The organism is Porphyromonas cangingivalis, assembly GCF_900638305.1.
Classification (GTDB): domain Bacteria; phylum Bacteroidota; class Bacteroidia; order Bacteroidales; family Porphyromonadaceae; genus Porphyromonas_A; species Porphyromonas_A cangingivalis.
Map to the genome: position 1 here is coordinate 1,410,316 of NZ_LR134506.1, position 20,129 is coordinate 1,430,444.

The following is a 20,129-nucleotide window of genomic DNA, read 5'->3' on the forward strand; positions in this document are numbered from 1 at the left end:
TACATCTCTTCCTTATATCGAACTGATGTGTGGAAGTATCCTAATGAAAACTGAAGGGGCTGTGTCAGACCATTTGTCCGACACAGCCCCATTCTACTTATTTATCTTAAAACGCTTAACCGCGGATCGATATTACTTCCAGATTTCTTCGTCTGAAGGGATCTCGATACGTGGGTTAAGTGGAGCGATACGTGTGATGTTGAGCATGTGCTTGTAGGTGAAGTTCTCAGAGATTGAGTTGTTACCCCAAGTACCGCAACCAAGTGTATTAGTCACTGCAAGTCCGTTTTGGATGTGACCACCTGCTGTAGTTGCAGATACTGCGTTGACAACGACACGTGATACACTCATGACAGCACCGGTCTTGATGATATTGCCTTGGTCGTTAGAGTGAACCGCTGCAGTGTGACCGCTGCCTTCCATGTCGAGGTTCGCCTTGATCATCTGAAGACCTTCTTCGAAGTGATCGTAGCCGAAGCAACCCATGACAGGACACATCTTTTCTCTACAGATCATATCTTCGTGAGCAATGCCCTTAGCTTCGACAACGAGGATACGTGTGCCTGCAGGTACTGTGATGCCTGCTTTCTTAGCGATGAACTCTGCGCTCTGACCTACTGAATCACGGTCGATCTTACCATCGCTGAAGATAGCGTTGATGACCTTCTCGCGATCATTTTCAGGTACGATGTATGCACCGTGGCGAGAGAATGCGCCGAGCACTTCTTCGCGGTTTTCCTTTGGATAAACGAAGAATTGTTCGCCTGAACAGATGATACCATTGTCGAACGCACGACCTGTGATAACCTTGTCAGCTGCTTCGTCGTAGTTGATGTTTCTATCGAGGATGACCTGAACGTTACCCGCACCTACACCGAATGATGGCTTACCTGATGAGTAAGCTGAGTGTACCATAGGCATACCACCTGTAGCGACGATGACGTCGACAGCCTTCATGAGCTCTTGAGTCTTTTCGATAGATGGTTCCTCAATCACTTGGATAAGGTCTGCAGGTACACCAAGGGGAGCAATGGCTTCCTTGATCATGTTGACTGCCTTAGAAGAACATTCCTTTGCCTTTGGGTGTGGAGCGATGATGATAGCGTTCTTTGTCTTGAGTGCAAAAGCAATCTTAGACATCGGAGTAACGATAGGATTGGTCATAGGAGTGATACCTGCGAGGACACCGATAGGCTTAGCCACTTCGATCATGCCGGTGCGTTCGTCGATATTAAGGATACCCATTGACTTCTTGTCGCGAAGGTTGTACCACACACCCTTAGACTTACCGAGATTCTTTGCGACCTTGTGCTCATAGACACCCATCTGAGTCTCATCCACAGCGATACGTGCAAGCATCTCTGCGTTCTTGTTGATGGTCATAAGAGCAATCTTTACAGCTTGGTCAGCTCTTTCTTGGTTGAATCTCTCTTCGTACTCTTTCTGTGCCACGCGAGCGCGTGCCACCATTTCTTTTATCTCCATGATAGTTTAAAAATGAAATTTATTTGGTTTCTTCCTTTACGATATTAGAGAAAACTTACTACGGTGTGGGGGATCAATACAGACGACGATAGATACCTTCGATGTCGTCTACAGTGAGCTCTGTGTAGTTGTTGGCAAGGAGACGCTGCTGAGTCACCATGACATTCTCTGCAAATCCACGTACTTCTTCGTCCTTCATACCATATTCCTTTAGAGGCTTCTTGTCGAGAAGGTGGCTGAGGAGCTCATCGATCTTACGGAACACAAGCTCCGGAGTTGTATCCATGATGCGAGCAAGCTTCCAGCTGAGTTCAACGATACAGCCGAATGGATTCTTCTGCTGATAAACCTTGAAGACTTCGGTGAAGAACTGATAGTTTGCTTCTCCGTGTGGCACGTGATAGTTGCCTCCAAGTGGGTAAGAGAGTGCGTGAACAGCACCTACACCGGCATTACCGAAGGCGATACCTGCGAAGTTACTTGCCATGATCATCTCACCCATCTTCTCAAAGCGATACTCAGGGCCATGCTCTGCAATCTTCTTGAAGACGTCGAGGATGATCTGCCATGCTGCCTCGCTGAACATACGACTATATGGGCTTGCCTTGGGCGACACATAAGCCTCGATAGCATGGATAAGGGCATCGATGGCACTCGCTGCATAGAACCTGAATGGCAATCCCTTGAGGAGCTCAGGGATGATGATCGCATCATCTGCAGCGATGGTATCGTCGGCAAGACCCATCTTGGTATGGCGGCTCTTGATCTCAGCGATAGAGATGTTGGTCACTTCGCTACCTGTACCGCAAGTGGTGGGGACGATGACAAGTTTCTTTTCCTTGATGAGAGGGATCTTGCGATCGAAGGCATCAAGTACATTTTCCAACCCTTTAAGGACAAAGAGTTTGGAGATGTCAATGACTGTACCACCACCGACAGCGATGATACGATCGTAGTTGATACCCTTGATGTCGGCAAGGATGTTGTTCATCATTTCGTCCGAAGGTTCGCCTGCGCCATACTTCTCTTGGAACACGAAGTGACAAGCGAGGTTGGAAGCCTTCATATACGGCTCATAGATAAACTCGTTGGTGATGACGAGGTCACGCTCACCAAGTTCGAACGCCTTCGCAAACTCAGCAAAGGTGTCAAAGCCGTGCATTACGCTTTTTAGCTTGAACAGTTGCATAATGATTTGTTATTATGATGTTATTATATGATTTTATTCAAATCTTTCGCGGTATACCTTCATGAGCTCTTCGCGGAAGTCCGGATGAGCGATGGAGATGAGAGCTTCGGCTCTCTGTCTCAAACTGCGCCCCTTGAGACGAGCGATACCATACTCGGTGACGACATAGTCCACATCATTGCGGAGGGTAGTCACCGAAGCCCCTTCAGCTATCATAGGCACGATGCGTGATGCAGCGCCCTTGCGTGCTGTCGAAGGCATGGCCATGATGCTCTTTCCGTTCTTGGACCAAGTAGCTCCTCGGACATAGTCCACCTGACCTCCGGTACCGCTGAACTGCTTGGGGCCGATGGTCTCCGATACGACTTGTCCCATAAGGTCGACTTCGATACAGCTGTTGATGCTGACCATGTTGTCATTCATCGCCACGGTACGAGGGTCATTGACATAGTCCACGGGATAAAGTTCCACATCAGGATTGTTGTGTGCAAACTTGTATACCTCTTCGGTACCCATCAAGAAGGTGGCGACCATCTTACCCGGATGGAGACTCTTCTTCTTACCGGTGATGACTCCGGCACGGACGAGCTCAATGACTCCGTCGGCAAACATCTCGGTGTGGATACCGAGATCTTTCTTGTCCTTGAGGAAAAGAAGGGCAGCGTCGGGTATAGCTCCGATACCAAGTTGAAGAGTAGAGCCATCCTCGACAAGCTCTGCACAGTTGCGACCGATGGCCTCTTCGACAGGACCGATAGGAGCTTTGGGGATAGTGTACAGAGGATAGTCTGCAAGGACGATATAGTCGAGCTTAGAGATATGGATCTTATTGTCACCATGGACATAAGGAGTCTGCGCGTTGATCTCACCGATCACGACACGAGCGACCTCTGTCGATGGCTTGGTGTAGTCCGAAGACACACCGAACGAGCAATACCCCTCTGCATCCGGCATGGAGAGCTGTACGATGGCGACGTCGATAGGGAGGATCCCCTTGCGGAAAAGTGTAGGCACTTCGTAGAAGAATGCCGGGATAAAGTCGGCTCTATTCTCTGCCACAGCTTGTCTGGAGTTTCCCCCGACAAAATTGGTGACATGTCTGAAGTGTGGAGCCATCTCCGGAAGCATATACTTACCCTCACCAAGGCAGAGCATGTGATAGATCTCCACCCCTTGGAAGTGTTCGGCATTTCTTACGAGTGCATCGACACAGACCTGTGGCACGCCGGCAGCGTGAGACAGGGATACGCGTTCTCCATTTTTGATCACTTTGACGGCATCATCTGCCGATACGATCTTAGATTTGTATTGAGCCAGTATCTCGTTCATTATTTTTTTAGATTTTTGAAGTATCTGCTTTGCTTGGTTGATCAAGTCTTCGCTCACTCCGTTGTCGAGGACGGCATCGATGTCCTCATCTCCGAAGTGTTCTCTGAGGACGGCCTGCACCGTCCGCTCTGCTGTCTCCAATGCAGCAGGGCAACCCCGACATGCACCCGTAAAACGGATGTATATCGACTTGCCCCGAATGTGAGACAGGACGAGGTCGCCCCCGTGTCCACGCAGGATAGGACTCACCTTTTCCCGCAGTACGAGCGCGACCTCCTCCGGATTCAGTACGTCTGAAGTACTCATATATACTTTTAGGCGTGTGTTATCTCAATATCTTTTCAGGATAATGGTTCCTTACTTATCGAGAGACACGTCGATGCGAGCGATTTCGCGAGCGAGTGCCTTCTTGCCTTCGAGATCACCTTGGCGAGCGATCATGATACGCTGAGCCTGTGGCGAACCCGCACCGTGCATAGACTCTGTACGGTAGCCCACAGCTGCTGTACCGAGAGTGATGTTTTCGATGAGGCGAAGGATGCGCATACGATTTTCGACATTCTTACCCTTCGCACCGACAAGGTACTTCTTCACGATAGGACCTGTGACAGGGTGACGAAGATCTTGCTCTGAAGGCATGGTTACCATAAGACCACCTGCGATATCTTCGGCAAGGCGAGCGATCTCGTAAGGCAGACGTGTGATGTTTTGCTTACAAACGTTGGCAAGAAGGAGGTCGATGAGGTAGTTACCCGCAGGAAGCTTGTGACCTTCGGACGAACAAGCGATACCGCAAGAGTAAAGAGTCTCGTTGAGATGGATCATCTCGATGAGCTTATCCTTGATGTGAGAAGCCTTAGGCACACCGTTGTAGTCCGCTGCAAGTGCCGCTGCCCCGATGAGGACGTCACCCACACCTACCTTACAACCACCGTATGACTGTCTGTGATAACCTGCGAAACGTTCTACCATAAGGCCTGCGAACTGATACTCACGGCACATGAAGACACGCTCCATAGGCACGAATACGTTGTCGAACACGACAAGAGCTTCGTGACCACCGAACTGAGAGTTACCGACATCGATATCAGCACCTTCCTCCATCTTGCGAGTGTCACAGCTCTGACGACCATAGATCATGATGATACCTTCAGCATCGCTTGGCACTGCGAAAGACACTGCATAGTCTGCATCCTCTTCCTTCATGGCGATGGTAGGCATGATGAGGTGCTCGTGAGAGTTGACAGCACCGGTCTGGTGAGCTTTTGCTCCGGAGACCACGATACCGTCTTCGCGCACTTCTACAATACGGAGATACAAGTCAGGATCTTCTTGTTGAGAAGGCGAGAGACCACGGTCACCCTTAGGGTCGGTCATCGCACCATCCACGACAAGGTCGTTTTCCTGCACGAATTCCATATATTTTTTGAAACGCTCGTGGTACTCTGTACCGAGGGCCTTGTCCATGTCGTAAGTAGTAGAGTAGATCGCATTGAAAGCATCCATACCCACACAGCGTTGGAAACAAGAAGCCGTTTTCTGACCGAGAAGACGTTGCATCTTCACCTTGTTTTTAAGGTCTTCTGTACTCTGGTGAAGGTGGCAGAATCTATTGACAGTCTTGCCTGTGAGGTTAGAAGTTGCAGTCATCAACTCTTTGTACTCATCCATCTCTGCGAGCTTGTAAGTCATTGCCACAGAGTTCATAGAAGGACGAATCATTGGGTGATCGACGGGATTATCGATCTTTTCGCCCATGAAGTAAACTTGGAGATTTAGTTTTCTCAAGCTCTCAACATACTGTTCGCTCGTCATCATAATGTTATACGTTTTAAGTTTTAAAAATAAGTGGCATATTCAAAAAAACTCAGATGCGACACACAGCTTCACCGCCGTATAAGACACAAAGTACGACAAAAGATCCATCACCTTCGTCGCAAGCTCCATCTCCGATACCCATATATGCATACCATGGGAGGCTCACATATAATGCATGTATCACATCCTGCACCTACTGTCGATACCCACGACTCTGTGCTATTTTCATCCTTGTCAGAGATCATCCTCCCAAGTCACGGCAATGACATCGTCAGTCACTCAAGGAGAAGGTATCATCCGGTCGCTGCCGGTCGATCTCATCGCCTCAAAGACCGACTTAACTATTATTTGCAAATCATCAGTCTTTTCAACGATTGACACCACAAAGATATATATTATAATCACATCACCCAACAAATTGAAGAAAAAAATACCGAATATCATTTTAACCCTTAAAACACTACGATTTCCGACACAAAAAGACAAAAAAAACACCCACCTTTCGTTCACAGACTCAGCACCTCGAACGACAAGAACAAGAAAATCAGCATTCTTTATTTTTTAACCAAAAACACGCCCTCCTGCGACAGAATACATTCCGGCACGAGACAGAATGTATTCCGGCACGGGACAGAAAGCATTCTGTCGGGGCACAGAAAAAGCGGAGACGAGCCCTCAACACAGCCGATCGAGCACAAAAAAAGCCGTGTCATCGGCTCGGACTCTCCGAGTGATGACACGGCTGTGATTGTACGCTTGGCAAGTTCTTACTTCATGTTTTTAGAAGTAGAGGGTGCTGCTGTCTTTGGCATACTCATTGAGGCGTTTATACACCTCCTTGAATGCTTGTTCACGGGTGAAGTTGAGAGTCTTGGCGATATGGTCCACAAGAGCCTTCCCTTCTTCAGAGAGATTATCATAGTTATCAACATCATAGTCGTCAGGATCGGTTGCCAAGTGGAACTTATCCAGATCTCCCCTCGACATGAAGACTACCACAGGAAGGGTAAAGCTCACCACCTCTTTAGCACCAGCCTTGGGAGCGTGAAATGCACGAGGCTTGCCGTTGTCCATCTTATCTTCAGGCATATTCAGTAGTTTCACATTGAGATCAAACTTGACGCGAGTCATCTTAAAATTGAAGAAGCCCTTGAGCCCAAGAGGATTGAGGGGTTCCAAGACAGGTCTTCCGCCTGTTTCATCCTCGCTGATCAATGTACTACCAACACGTTTTGCTCCTTTCTTGATCTGCTGATTCCAAGGGTCGGAGTCCATGTAGACATAGTCAAAGAGACCGGTAACCTGAGTCGCATCACCGGCAATCTGCTTATCGTCAAGGTCAGTAAGGTTTGAGACACTGAAGAAGTGTTGGTATCGATCGATCATACCGCCCTCAGAAAATGTCCCGGTAATCTCTTTCCCTTCCTTGTCGAAGTAGCTTATCCACAGACCGTAGGGGTTGAGTGAGGCCAAGCCCATGATTGCGGACTCGACGAACATCGCCTTGGGGCTATCTTCTGAGAGGATCCATGCACCATCTTTTTTCTCAAAGGAGAAGACCTCTTCGGTTTTTGCGTGTGTAACCCCTTCGGGGAACGAACTCTGATGGAATGCCGCCCCGGGATGGAAGTGCCCCATGGCAAACTTCAGCACAATCTTCTGAGGGCCGTCGGTGCTATCTTCGACCTTAGGTTCGTCTTGCGTCTTCACATTGGGAATATTGTCATTGCCGCAGGCAGAGAAGCCGACAGCAATCATGGCACAGAGCGTGAGTGCCGATAGAATTCTAAAAGTTTTCTTCATAAGAAATAAATAGTTGTTGTTTGATGTTTGGTTTATCACTTCACTATCACAGGTATTTGCGTATCGACATCCCAGTGTGCAGTGGCGACATGATACTTGTTGGGGGCATAGTAGCTCGAAGCTCCGGGATCGTTCTTTCCCACGATGGAGTGCATAAGACGGATACGGAGGTTGTACTTACGATCAGCCGCAACGAAGCGAAAGACGCCCTTGAAGCCAAGGTAGTTGTCTTCCTTGTTGATCGAGACACCGGGCTCACCCACCTCCTTATTCCACGGAGTGGTATCGAGATAGTCGTAGGAAAAGAGTTGAGGGGTCTTGGTATCTTCTTTGGAAAGCTCAAGGCCTGCACCATTGGTGAAGGGCTTGTATGCACTGAAGAAGTGGCGATGGATATTGGACTGACCGTTTTCAATAAACTGGTCATTCATCAGTGCTCCCGATGGACTATAATACTTCACGTCGAGATAATATCCTTTTGCTCCATCCTTCGACATGGCATCGACGACGAAAGCCTTGTCACTGCCCTCAATGATTTTCCATCCTTCGCCGGGGATAATCTCGAAAGTCACCTTCTGCACAGCAGAGGCATCGGCATCCGGCACGAACTTCAGATCGGATTGCAATGTACCCTTGGTAAGGGTAAATACGGCTTTCTTGGGGTCTTCGTGCAACTTGTTGATGGTCTCATCGACAGGTTTCACAGGATCGCAGGCTATGACGAAAAGAGACGCCATGAGTACTGCACTTGTCTTGATCAAAAAACTTTTCATACGATGTAAATGATTGTTTTGTATTTTGTTACTATATGATTAAAATTCCCAGGTCATCATCAGGCGCACATCACGACCGAGGTCATGAGCATAATACCTGAAACGATTGGTATATTCTCTATAAGCCTTGTCGAGGAGGTTATCCACCGACAACAGCCACTTGATTTGTTGTCTCTTACTCAGAGGGATCGTGACACCGGCTTCGAGCCCCACGAGGTGATAAGCATCGGGGGAGTATGGTATCAAGTCCGTGGCGGGATCGAACCTATGCTGCTTTGCCACATAACGGTGAGAAGCCTTGAGATAAAGACTTTTGACCTTTCCGAGTGTGGCAAGGCGGTAGGTCAGGTGATGCGAGACTCGCCCGGAGGGGATGTAAGGGAGATAGTTGCCGGTCTTCCACTCGTTTGCCCAGATCATACTTCCGCCGACTTCATACTCAAAGGCTTCGGAAATGTGCCATCCGGCCTCGGCATCAACACCTCTGAACACAGCATCCGTACTCTTGTACTGAAAGATGGGATAAGTACCTGAGATGAGAGTGAAGAACTCACCCGAGGGTTCGTCATAGATATACCCCCTGATCCACTGAAAGTAGGCATCCACACCGAGAGACAGCCACTTGCTGCCCCAAGAGAGTGAAGTCACCCACTTTGTGCTCTGCTCGGCACCCAAGGTTGCATCGCCACTGGAGTACAGCCCCGAAGCATGCTCCAGCCCCTTGCTGTACAATTCATGCACATGAGGCGCACGCCAAGCCTGACCAAGGTTCGTTTTCAGTTCGAGCCCCCCGAGCGGACGGTAATGTGCACCTATACTGTAAGACAGATTGACGTACCTGCTTTTACCACCGTAAGGGCGTCTATCGTAGTCGATCCCCTCAGCATTGAGCATCTGATGGTCTGCACGCAGACCGATCTCGGCACCCCAAAGCTCCTTGTGACGGTACTTCTGTATGGCATAAAGTCCGGTATTGGTCTGAGTATAATTGGGGATGATCGGCACGACTCCCGTTCCGGGGGTATTGAAGTTGTTCGTCAATCCGAAGAATGCTCCCGCCTCCGTGTCCCAACCACCGTAGAAATGCTTCCAACGTGCATCGGCTTGGAGCGAATGGAGGTTGAGGCTGAGCGAAGGGATGTGCGACTTATAGTTGCGACGCTGATGATGCTCATTGCGGAAGTCACTTTGATAAGCCACCTGCATATTGAGCCTGCTGCTGTTGTCAAACACATAATGACCTTTTGCCCTGAGCACATGATGATGCACCTTCTGGTAGGGATAGTCGATCTTTCGGGAAAAGGGCGAAGGGTCCACCGGCCTGCCGATACGGATACGCTCCTTGAGGAGCTCAGCATTGCCCATCTGAGCCGAATATAATACGCCGATCTGAGTAGAGAAGAAACTGTAATAGACATCCATACCGTACTTAGGCTTCTCCCAGCCCAGAGCCAAGGAAGCATTCGCCTCCCTCATCCCCGTGTTGTTCAGCACATACAGAGCAGTCGAGCGATCTCCACCATTGACATAAGTCCCTTGCAGACGCCATGCCGCCTGACCGCCACCGAGGTTGAAGCCCGAATTGAGATGCCCGGTGAGGGCAGCCCGATGACCATTCGAACCATAAAGCGTGGCCAGATCACCGGCAAGTGCGGCCTCTCCGTAAGGCAACAAGCGACTGTCCAACTCTATCACCCCTCCCAGGGCCTCAGAGCCATAACGAACTGCCTCAGCCCCCTTGATGACAGTAATTCCACCGGCTGTATTTGCATCCAGTTCGGGAGCATGGTCCGCACCCCACTGTTGCCCCTGCTGACGCACACCGTTATTCACGATGAGGAGTCTGTTGCCATACATCCCATGGAGGACAGGCTTGGCAATGGTCGCACCTGTCTGTATCATGCTCACCCCTTTGACCTCCTCAAGGGTCGAAGCAAACGAGCTGCCGAGCTTCTTCTGCACCTCCTCGGTCGAAAGTCTCTTACCCACGACATTTTGGGAGAAGGTTGCACGAGAGGTCTCTACGGAAAGTTCGTCCAAGGTATTTGCCTCAGCCTTGAGGCGGATACGTGTGGGCTGAGCAGTGTTCAAAAGCCGACTCGCAGGGATCACCTCCGAGCGATAACCAAGAGCCCTAACCGTGATGGTATCCGAGTTCAAAAGCTCCAGGGAGATAAGCCCCCTGACATCCGACATATAACGTACCTTGCCCACGAAAGCAATGGCATGAAGGACAGGCTCACCGGTATCACTATCCGAGACAATGAGCGTATGTCGCCCACCCTCTGTCTGAGCCGACAGAGGTGTCTCCACACCCACCATCAAGAGCAGGCATAGAGCATAGAGTAAGCGTGTTAGCATACTTTTATTTATGTTTTTGATATGAAAGTGTATGCGACGACGGCATCGTTCGTCTTGGACAGATGGTTCGACATCATCCGAGAGGAATCTGCATGCCACATCGCCACACTGTCCAAAGTCAAGGACAGTGTACAGTCGAGAAGTCGACAAGAATCAAAGGGAATGAGAGACGAAAAGACCTTCGCCCTCAAAAATCATACCATCGGAGGGGCACGAAGCGAAGGGTGCGCAAAGGTCTCATAAGACTGCTCTGCAACAAAGGTCGAATACTCGACCGAAGGGACGTCCGCCAAGAGACAAAGGTGAAAATCCTCAGGCTCTGTGGTGACCGAAAGGGCAAAGTCACATATCGCACATGAGTGCCCCTCTTCGTCCGTAGTCGAACGATCCGAATTCTGATCACAGCAACTACCGCAGGTCGGATCATCGACACCGTGGTGATGAAGACTCTTCACCACCATCTGAGGCACGAATACCAGCAAAAGCAACCATGCCGATACCGTACGATTGATATGTCTTAGATTGATGCCTAACATAACCGAAATCTGTGATCTGACGGCAAATATATAACTATTTCCAAGAGCCGACAACACAAAAAATCAAAAAATAAACCTCTTCCGAAGGTTCAAAGGGCTCAAAAGATTAAAAGTATTTCATCTCGAATCAAGAAGCTGACCGGGTCGTTTTTGAAAATTGTCTTTTGGAAACATTGAAGACCTTCAAGAGTCGAACTCATCTTCTGCCGAAAATGACGTATCTTTATACTCAGTCAATCAACCTCTGTAAAAAAGAATCTATATGCTGAGAACGGAAAATATCAGATCAAGATTTGATCACTTCAACTTCAACGTCCTTGACCTTCAAAAGAGCTTGGACTTCTATGAGAAAGCCCTCGGACTGAAGGTGGTTCGTCGCAAAGAAGCATCTGATGGATCATTCATACTCGTCTATCTGGGAGATGGAGAGACCGGCTTTACCCTCGAACTCACATGGCTGAGAGACCGCAAGGAACCTTACAATCTCGGAGACTTGGAGTACCACCTATGTATGCGAGTGCCCGGGGACTACGATGCATGGAGGGCATACCACAAGGAGCTGGGATGTGTCTGTTACGAAAACGAGTCTATGGGACTTTACTTCATCAACGACCCTGATGGCTACTGGATAGAGATACTCCCTATCAAGTAAACCTGCAACACAGCGAAACGAGCCCCGAACAAAAAGGCAAACCACACGAATGCTTTGTGGTTTGCCTTCTTATTTGGATTTCGTATGTCATTTACTTTCGTCATTCGATGACCTCCATGAGGACCGCAAAGGGCATCACTCGCTGTGGATAGGCATCGATGAGTCTACGCAATGTGGGATCGGCCGTATAGTCGAACCCATCCAACTTCGCGAGATCGTCGCACTCGAACTGCAACGCATACCCCACCATCTCATCTTCGGGCATACCCGTATGTATGAGCATCAGCTGTGGAGAGTGCCAGTGGACATAGGTGCTCCACTTCGGGATGAGTTCTGTACGCAGATATTCGAGGACATCCTCGTGCACCTGACGGGTGCAGTGGATCGTGACATTGTATTTGAATCTTGGCATAGGATGAGAGAAGATTTATCTTTTTGACTAACTAAATCAGAGAGAAAGTTCGAAGAGCGGAGAGACCGTAGAGCGACCGAGGACATGCAGACTCAGATCCTTACCGACACGTATTCCCTCTTTGAAGAGACGAGTCTCCATCGTCTTGTAGGCGAGCTCAGGATGATTGTTGTGCTTGCTGAGGTGACAGAGTGCCAGGAACTTCAAGTCCAAGTGGTAATGCTCTGCCATGAAGTCGGCTGCCATCTTGTTGCTGATGTGACCTTGACCACCCATGATACGCTGCTTGAGGAAGTCGGGATACCCCCCACCGGCAAGCATCTCGGGGTCATAGTTGGACTCGAAGACGAGAAAATTGGTCCTCCTCACAGCCTTACGGATGGCATCGTTGATATGACCGATGTCGGTGATGAGCGAGAAGACTCCTGCCGAAGTAGTGATGCTGTATCCGACATTGTGAGAAGAGTCATGAGGGACCTCAAACGAACAAACCTCAAAGTCTCCGAACGACAATGTTTCACCCACCTCGATGACACGTATATAGGGCGAAAGATCCTCTGAGATATAACGACTGTTGAGCAACACCTCTGCCACCACCGGATCGGCATACACGGGTATATTGTACTTCGTCGCAAGCAAGCCCACGCTACGAATGTGATCGGCATGGTCATGGGTGATGAAGATCCCTCCTATCTCCCTTATCGGGATGGACAGAGACTTGAGTCGCTGGACGATCATGCGAGGAGCGACACCGGCATCTATGAGGATGCGCGTATTCCGGGCAGCAAGATAATAACAGTTGCCACTGCTACCGCTACCCAAACTGGCAAACTTGATGCTATTGCCCTCTTCGGGAAAGAGACTTCGTATAGGATCGGGAGTCGTCATCGAGCAGATTTATCAGTCGAAGAGCGACACTGCACAGCTACACTCGTCTTGGTTGTGATCGACGGTAAACTCTCCTCTGAGACTGGTCATCATGAGACGCTTGATCTCGTCAAGAGGACGTCCCGTGCCGAGAAGCATCATGAGCTTGGCGACGGCACTCTCGGGCGTACTGTCATAGCCACACAAGACCCCTGCGCCGATGAGCTTGATCCCTGTCTCATAACGAGTCATCTCGACATTGCCAACCATACACTGGGTCACATTGACGATGACGATACCTCTGTCGGTGGCCTCCTTAAGGGCATTCAAGAACCATGATGAGCACGGAGCATTACCGCTACCGAATGTCTCCATCACCACCCCTTTGAGCCCCTTGATGTTGAGGATACTGCTGATGACCGATTCTGAGATACCGGGGAAAAGTTTGAGGAAGACCACATTGCTGTCGTATGACATCTTGACCTTGAGAGACTTTCCTTCTGCCGGAGGAGAGAGCCTCATCCTGCGATCGTAGTGGATATTGATCCCGACACGAGCCAATGGGGGATAGTTGGGCGAAGCAAATGCGCTGAACTGATCCGCAGAGATCTTGGTACAACGATTACCCCTGAGGAGAAGGCTGTCGAAGAGGACACAGACCTCATTGACATAAGGCTTGCCATCGGCATCCTTCGCTGCAGCTATCTCGATGGCCGTGATGAGGTTTTCCTTACCATCGGTACGAAGCTGACCGATAGGAAGCTGTGAGCCCGTCAAGACGACGGGCTTGGTGAGATTTTCGAGCATGAAGCTCAACCCCGAAGCCGTATAAGCCATCGTGTCTGTACCATGGAGGACGACGAAGCCATCATAGTCTTCGTAGTGATCACGGATGATCTCTGCGATCTTGACCCACGAATCGGGTCCCATATCGGAAGAGTCCATGACGGGGTCGAAAGAGAGGGTGTTGATCTTGAAGTTGAACCTCTTGATCTCGGGCACGTGTTGCTCGATGTACTCGAAGTCAAACGCTTCAAGCGCACCGTTATGGGGATTCTCTATCATACCAATGGTACCTCCCGTATAGATGATCAATACTGAGGCCCGGTCGGTGGGTATCATCTTTTTATCCATGAGACAAATAGCTTTGCTTCTCTGATGAAAAACTCGTGTATTAAGGGAAATTTCCGGTAGGCAAGACTCCCTCATGATCCTCTCCGATCGAAAGGGGAAGTCGTCGGCCAAGCCTACGCACAGATATAGGTACAAATTTAGTCATTATCCCTGACTATTCGACATCTGACAATCCTAATGAATGTAATTCTACGACAAGCAAATCTAAAAAGATTCATCCCAGTCGTGCTTATGTCCCATTCTGAAGCCCGACAGAGGATATGGACAAAGTAAATTTGCTTGATACGAAATCAAATCTCGTCCTCACACTCCGCCCTCAAGGCCGAAATGACAGGAGAAGAGTTACCTGCATGGGTCTTCAAGAAGTCCGTGAGAAGCACCCGACCTCGGTCATCACTTTCTCCGAGTCGTCGAAGAGCGTTGAGCATATACATGAGGAGAGAGCCTGCCGGTGCGGTCAGATCCCTCGATGCATATCGGATGAGCTCGCTCCTGAGCTGATAGCCAAGTCCTCTCTGCATCAGCATACGCGTCATGAGGATGTATGGGATGATGGCAGCTTGCTCGGTATAGGGAGCCCCTTCTTGCCAAAGTCGTAACGTCAGATGTTCGACAAAAGGTACCTTCATCAAGAGGTGGAGACATAGTTGTTCGCTCACCTCTATATGTGGCGATTCGTGGCACATACGTAGAGCCTCGTCCATATCCAAGACATCAGGTGGGAAAACAAGAGGAGCAAGGAGCTTCATCTCCCTCACATCCTTGCCCCACATCCGGCGAGCGAGGTCGGCATCCGAGGGGAGTGTCTGCGCAAGAGTCTGGAGACGTGGGAGGGTGACACCGAAATTGATGCCATAATTGACGCCCTTATCCCTCATGCTCTCTGAGACGACTCCGTCCATGTTACGCCTGAACTGTACCCTCAGACCATTAAGTGTATCCTTCCATCTGCCATCGGGATGTGGCTTGGGCGAGTCGGATACGAGGGGCAAGAACGAATACTCCCTTCCGTAGCGAAGCATCTGTTGCTCAAACGTCTCGTCATAATCCAAGCGAACATCTGCGATGCTGTCACTTCCGCTCTCTCGCACAAGTGTCATGCGAGGATTGAGAAATCCCTTGAACGGAGCGAGGCCAAGAGCTTTGTATCTTGTCGAAGCACTATGATAGAGACGCCCATCGACAGTGGTACCGTACATCTCCACAAGGGTGCGTGCCGTGTCGATGTCTCCCGTACTCTTGATGCGCTGAATGAGACGAAGCATCTCGCCAAATGCTCCTCTCAAACGCTCATAATCCGAGATGACGACATAGAAGTGTCCATCCTCTTCTCTCAGCGACACGACACTTTCGTCGGTGTGGGCAAGGATGTATCGGGTGATGAGCGAACGGTTTTGCATATGAGCCTGCTTGAGCGGCTCGCCCTCCTTGAGCCGTGCGAGCTGGACAATAAGGCCATTGGTCATGTATCTGTCGTACTCGGCTTTGTAGGCCTCGGAGCTCGGCAGTATGCCCAAGGCGACCATCTCGGGATCGGCTATGAAGTAGAGCGCATTGAGGTCAGCCCTTGCCTCCTCGATGGTGGAGTCGTAAGCCCCCAAGGCATCACCAGACACGCCCTCTTCGAGACGCCCCGAACCATGCCCCAGACACTCATGCAGATCCGTGTGTACGACACTTGCAATGCTGCCATACTCATACAACCTGTGGCGGACCTCTTCTCCGAGATAAAAAGCTTCGGTCGCCCCACTCCCCATGCTTGCCTCGTCAAGAGCTTGGGAGATATTGGTCAGAGTGACAGACTTAGAGCCGAAGTCGGCACGGATGCGTTCGTCATTGGGAAGATTGATACCAAGTGGTGAAGCAGGATAAGAGTCGCCTGCAAGCATGACGACATTGATCGCCGAAGCAGACACCCCTTGAATATCACCTTTCTTATGTACCTCATCAATGGGCGAACGTGCCTCAAATCTCGAAGCATGCTCCGCAATGAGTGCCGTGCGACGACTCCCTTCGGAGTCTACAAGCTGGACGATTCCTTCCCAGCTACCCTTGAGTCCAAGAGGGTCGGTGTATGTTTCGATGAAACCGTTGATGAAATCTATACCCGAAGGATCATTGTGACCGACCCATCGGATCGAAAACTCGTAGAAATCATCGAGGTCTCCTGTCTCGTAGTAGCGTACGAGATGGTCGATGACTGCGCGCGCCTCATCGGAGGGAGCCTTGTCCGCAGCCTTACGGAGGTGTGCGACGACTTCTTGCAGTGCCTGAGCATACATCCCTGTGGTCGAGGCCGTCTCTTCGACAATACTCCCGGAGGCATCCTTGATCAGATGACTATTGAGACCGGGAGCGATGTGATACTTATCGGCTATACTTTCGTAATAGTCATTGGCTTCCCGAGTCGTTACCCCTTGGCCGTAAAAATTGACCGAAGAGCGTTCGATAAGTGTTTCATCATCCCCATGAGCACGACGGACGGCATCAGCTTGGGGGTCAAAGATGAAGTCAATGAGGGCTTCGAGTGAAAGTCCGGCTTCGGCAAAAACACCACGAGTGTCAGCCGAGAGTCGACCGACAGCATCGGTAAAGTAAGCCTTCGAGCACTCGGGCACAAACTTATCTTCCCCATAATGGTGGTGCACACCGGAAGCAAACCAAACCCTGTAAGCATACGTACAGAGGGCAGGATACTCGGGATGATCGGAGCCTTTCTCATTGATGACGAGAGCATCCAAGAGATGACGTATGGGGAGGTTGAAGCGGTGATGCTGGGCAAAGATGATGTCTCGCCCTGCGAGGGCTGCTTCTGAGAGATGATAGAGGAAGAGCTTCGTGTCCAAGGGCAAGCTATCGAAGCCCTCCACACGGTAGCGCAAGACCTCAATATCTGCAAAGCGGAATGAATATGGTGTTGTAGAAGTCATAAAAGTCAGAGATATTGGTATGTCCGACACGGACGATTCTGCTCGAAGACAAGCGTCAGAAGGAGCAAAAGCAAGTGACACAACCTTTTTAGATCAAGCCAAAACCCTTTCTGAAAGGGATAGATTTTGCCCAAAGAATAGGTTTCCCGAAGTCGAAACAATGTGAGTTTTAGAAAGATAAAAAAGAATGGGCTGAGACTTACTCGACAGGTATAGTCTCTATACCACGTTCGTAGACTTTGAGCTCGCCCCCTTCGCCGGCATAGACAAAGACCACCTTGAGTTCGGGGTGGGTGTCAAGCACCCGGAGACTCTCCCGGAGCCCAAGAGCCATGAATGTCGTAGCCCAGGCATCAGCAAGGATACAGGTCGGAGCGATGACTGTGGCACTGAGGATATCCTGACGTGCAGGATAGCCCGTACGGACATCTATCGTGTGGCTCACCTTTTCCCCTTCGAGATTGTGGTAGTTGCGATAGTCGCCCGAAGAAGCAAGACCGGCCTTCTCACACATGGCGACCTTGCTCATGATCTCATTGACGGTCGAAGTGTCATCTTCGATGGGCTTGTTGATCCCTATTTGCCAGCAATCCCCATTAGGGTTTAGTCCTTTACAGACGATTTCACCTCCGATCTCGACCATGTAGTCATTGACACCGTGAGCCTCGAGCGTGGCGGCGACAAGGTCGGTGACATAACCCTTGGAGAGCGAAGATGGGATGATCGTCATACGAGGGTCAGACTTCTTCACACGGTGAGCGACCTCGTCCACGATGAGTTTGTCATGCCCCACGAAGGTCATGATGCTGTCGATCTCCGCCTTAGTCGCAGGTCGTGTGACACCTTTCTTCGTACCGAAGCCCCAGATGTTGAAGAGAGGTGCTCCGGTGACATCGAATGCCCCACCCGAAGCGATGTTCACTTCGCGAGCGACCTTGAGGACATCGATCATCATCTGATCGAGGGAGTCGGTCTCATTCGTGTTGATACGAGAGACAAGAGCCGTGGAGTCGAAGGGGTTGAGCGAGGCGTTGAAGGCTGTCATCGTGGAATCAATGGCTGCCGTCAAGGGCTTATCGCTCTTGTAGATGATGTGATAAATGGTGTGGAAGCGAGTGCCACTCTCTTTGATGTACTCGGTTTTGTGATCGCCACAAGAGATCACGACAAAAGCCAGGAGAGAGAGGACAAGAGTATGGATAGGCTTCATGCTTATATTTTCTTTCGGATGATGTAGTGATTGCGACCGGGCGACTGACGAGAAATGAGTTCGCCGATGAAGCCGGCCAAGAAAAGTTGGACCCCGAGAAGGATACCGACAAGACAGAAGTAAAAGTACGGAGTGGAGGCGACCAAGGGCGCAGGACGTCCGCTCTTGAGTGCGATGAACTTATCCACAAGTATGACACACAGAGCTATGAAACTGACGAAAAACATCACACTACCCCACAGTCCGAAGAAGTGCATCGGTTTACGGCCGAATTTGCCCGTGAACCAGAGCACCAAGAGGTCGAGATAGCCGTTGACAAAACGACTCATCCCAAACTTCGTGGTGCCAAACTTCCTTGCCCTATGCTCGACGACCTTCTCCCCGATACGTGAAAACCCTGCAAGCTTAGCCATATAAGGCATAAATCGGTGCATATCGTTGTAGACTTCGACATTCTGTGTGACCTCGTGGCGATATGCCTTGAGCCCACAGTTGAAGTCATGAAGCCGTATACCGGAAAACTGTCGCACAGTGGCATTGAAGAGCTTGGTGGGCAAGGTCTTGGACAGAGGGTCATAACGCTTCTTTTTCCAGCCGGATACGAGATCGTAGCCCTCATCGACAATCATACGATAGAGCTCGGGGATCTCATCGGGAGAGTCTTGGAGGTCGGCATCCATGGTAATGACGACACGCCCTCGGACAGCCTCGAAGCCGACATGGAGAGCCGGAGACTTGCCATAGTTGCGCCCGAAACGTATCCCTCTCACCCTATGATCTTCAGCGGCGAGCTTCTCTATCACCGTCCACGAAGCATCGGTACTCCCGTCGTCGACAAAGATGATTTCCGTCGAGAGCCCTTCACGATCCACGACACGGCAGATCCACGAGTATAGCTCGGGGAGTGACTCTTCTTCATTGTAGAGGGGGACGACTATCGAGAGATCGAGAGTCTCGGTGTGTCTTTCGTCGGGGGTATTCATCTCGTTTTCTTGACAAAGAATGCAACAATGTAAATATAAACAAACCCTAAGAACATGGCTGTCGTCGCCAACTGTTTGGCCAGTTGTTTGGGAGTCATATAGAGTATCGAACGTACGATGTCAATTTCCTCGCTCGTAGCCTGCGGAGACTGTCGGATCCAGAGATCGACAAACTGCTCCATGAGCCCCATCCATTCAGGATCGGCAAGGAGGATGGAAAAGCCCACGTAGTACGCCAAAAAGTTGATGATCATCGCAAAGAGATAGGTGCCCAGCAAGAAGCCTACCGCCTCAAGATAACTCATGACATCTCCACGGACATTTCGGCGGAAGTGCCTTGCCAAAACGACAATAAGGACGGGTATCGCCAAAAACATCCCCACATATATCAGCTGTGCAATGATGCCGAAGTCATACAGCAACAACGATAAGAACTGCAACGACATAAATAACCCCAACACAAAGCCATAACGCATCATGTGTCGTACATAGAAGCCTATGGATAGAGGCTTGGCATCGGGAGTTTCGTTATTGAGAAGAGACATATAATGATCTTTCTGAAAGAACAGGTAAAAACAAAAGAACCTCCGACCTCCACTGTCGGAGTCCGGAGGTTCTGTTATGATTCAATAGTGTCAGAGACCCTT

At 50.0% G+C, this 20,129-nt stretch carries 17 protein-coding genes; 2 read left to right on the plus strand and 15 right to left on the minus strand.

The genetic code is table 11. The features are described from left to right. Positions 1-132 precede the first annotated feature (132 nt). The 4 genes from EL262_RS05890 to EL262_RS05905 all read right to left on the minus strand — a co-directional run bounded on the left by EL262_RS05890 (position 133) and on the right by EL262_RS05905 (position 5,821). Positions 133-1,485, minus strand: a complete 1,353-nt coding sequence (locus tag EL262_RS05890) for an aldehyde dehydrogenase family protein (protein ID WP_036844761.1) — start codon at positions 1,483-1,485, stop codon at positions 133-135. Positions 1,486-1,558: 73 nt separating this feature from the next. Further along, a complete protein-coding gene (locus EL262_RS05895; protein ID WP_025838074.1) occupies positions 1,559-2,674 on the minus strand; it encodes a 4-hydroxybutyrate dehydrogenase in 1,116 nt (371 codons plus the stop codon). A 33-nt stretch (positions 2,675-2,707) separates the two neighbouring features. Beyond that, positions 2,708-4,309 carry an acetyl-CoA hydrolase/transferase C-terminal domain-containing protein gene (locus tag EL262_RS05900; protein WP_078735793.1) on the minus strand — a complete coding sequence of 534 codons (1,602 nt, stop codon included), beginning with the start codon at positions 4,307-4,309 and terminating at the stop codon, positions 2,708-2,710. A 51-nt stretch (positions 4,310-4,360) separates the two neighbouring features. After that, complete coding sequence (locus tag EL262_RS05905) at positions 4,361-5,821, minus strand: 4-hydroxyphenylacetate 3-hydroxylase family protein (protein ID WP_036844769.1); 1,461 nt, start codon at positions 5,819-5,821, stop codon at positions 4,361-4,363. A 171-nt stretch (positions 5,822-5,992) separates the two neighbouring features. Between EL262_RS05905 and EL262_RS10050 the strand changes: the two genes are divergently transcribed. Continuing rightward, complete coding sequence (locus EL262_RS10050) at positions 5,993-6,199, plus strand: hypothetical protein (protein ID WP_146740915.1); 207 nt, start codon at positions 5,993-5,995, stop codon at positions 6,197-6,199. Positions 6,200-6,601: 402 nt separating this feature from the next. Here the strand turns inward: EL262_RS10050 and EL262_RS05910 are convergent, their stop codons facing one another. The 4 genes from EL262_RS05910 to EL262_RS05925 form a co-directional block, all read right to left on the minus strand. Then, on the minus strand, positions 6,602-7,624 hold the full coding sequence (locus EL262_RS05910) for a hypothetical protein (protein ID WP_078735792.1): 1,023 nt from the start codon (positions 7,622-7,624) through the stop codon (positions 6,602-6,604). A gap of 35 nt (positions 7,625-7,659) precedes the next feature. Next, the gene (locus tag EL262_RS05915; RefSeq protein WP_025838070.1) at positions 7,660-8,397 is read right to left on the minus strand and encodes a hypothetical protein; all 738 of its coding nucleotides are present in this window, start codon (positions 8,395-8,397) and stop codon (positions 7,660-7,662) included. Positions 8,398-8,436: 39 nt separating this feature from the next. Continuing rightward, positions 8,437-10,758: a TonB-dependent receptor gene (locus EL262_RS05920; RefSeq protein ID WP_078735791.1), complete on the minus strand. Its 2,322-nt coding sequence runs from the start codon at positions 10,756-10,758 to the stop codon at positions 8,437-8,439. Positions 10,759-10,952: 194 nt separating this feature from the next. Then, entirely contained in the window at positions 10,953-11,294 is a 342-nt protein-coding gene (locus tag EL262_RS05925) for a hypothetical protein (protein WP_078735790.1), read from the minus strand. A gap of 262 nt (positions 11,295-11,556) precedes the next feature. Here EL262_RS05925 and EL262_RS05930 point away from each other — a divergent pair, with 262 nt between their 5' ends. Continuing rightward, positions 11,557-11,946 (plus strand): VOC family protein, encoded by a 390-nt coding sequence (locus EL262_RS05930; RefSeq protein WP_036853573.1) that lies wholly within the window; start codon positions 11,557-11,559, stop codon positions 11,944-11,946. Between the two features lie 100 nt (positions 11,947-12,046). Here EL262_RS05930 and EL262_RS05935 read toward each other — a convergent pair whose 3' ends face one another. The 7 genes from EL262_RS05935 to EL262_RS05965 form a co-directional block, all read right to left on the minus strand. After that, entirely contained in the window at positions 12,047-12,358 is a 312-nt protein-coding gene (locus tag EL262_RS05935) for a DUF4286 family protein (protein ID WP_025838063.1), read from the minus strand. Positions 12,359-12,394: 36 nt separating this feature from the next. Further along, the gene (locus EL262_RS05940) at positions 12,395-13,246 is read right to left on the minus strand and encodes an MBL fold metallo-hydrolase (protein WP_051522715.1); all 852 of its coding nucleotides are present in this window, start codon (positions 13,244-13,246) and stop codon (positions 12,395-12,397) included. Positions 13,247-13,258: 12 nt separating this feature from the next. After that, positions 13,259-14,344 (minus strand): asparaginase, encoded by a 1,086-nt coding sequence (locus EL262_RS05945; RefSeq protein ID WP_025838060.1) that lies wholly within the window; start codon positions 14,342-14,344, stop codon positions 13,259-13,261. 305 nt (positions 14,345-14,649) lie between these two features. Beyond that, on the minus strand, positions 14,650-17,289 hold the full coding sequence (locus EL262_RS05950) for a dipeptidyl-peptidase 3 family protein (protein WP_078735789.1): 2,640 nt from the start codon (positions 17,287-17,289) through the stop codon (positions 14,650-14,652). A 199-nt stretch (positions 17,290-17,488) separates the two neighbouring features. Continuing rightward, a complete protein-coding gene (locus EL262_RS05955) occupies positions 17,489-18,499 on the minus strand; it encodes an FAD:protein FMN transferase (RefSeq protein WP_078735788.1) in 1,011 nt (336 codons plus the stop codon). Positions 18,500-18,501: 2 nt separating this feature from the next. Beyond that, positions 18,502-19,482: a glycosyltransferase family 2 protein gene (locus EL262_RS05960; RefSeq protein WP_025838053.1), complete on the minus strand. Its 981-nt coding sequence runs from the start codon at positions 19,480-19,482 to the stop codon at positions 18,502-18,504. Then, positions 19,479-20,027: a DUF4199 domain-containing protein gene (locus EL262_RS05965; protein WP_025838051.1), complete on the minus strand. Its 549-nt coding sequence runs from the start codon at positions 20,025-20,027 to the stop codon at positions 19,479-19,481. The genes EL262_RS05960 and EL262_RS05965 overlap by 4 nt, the downstream gene beginning before the upstream one ends. Positions 20,028-20,129 lie beyond the last annotated feature (102 nt).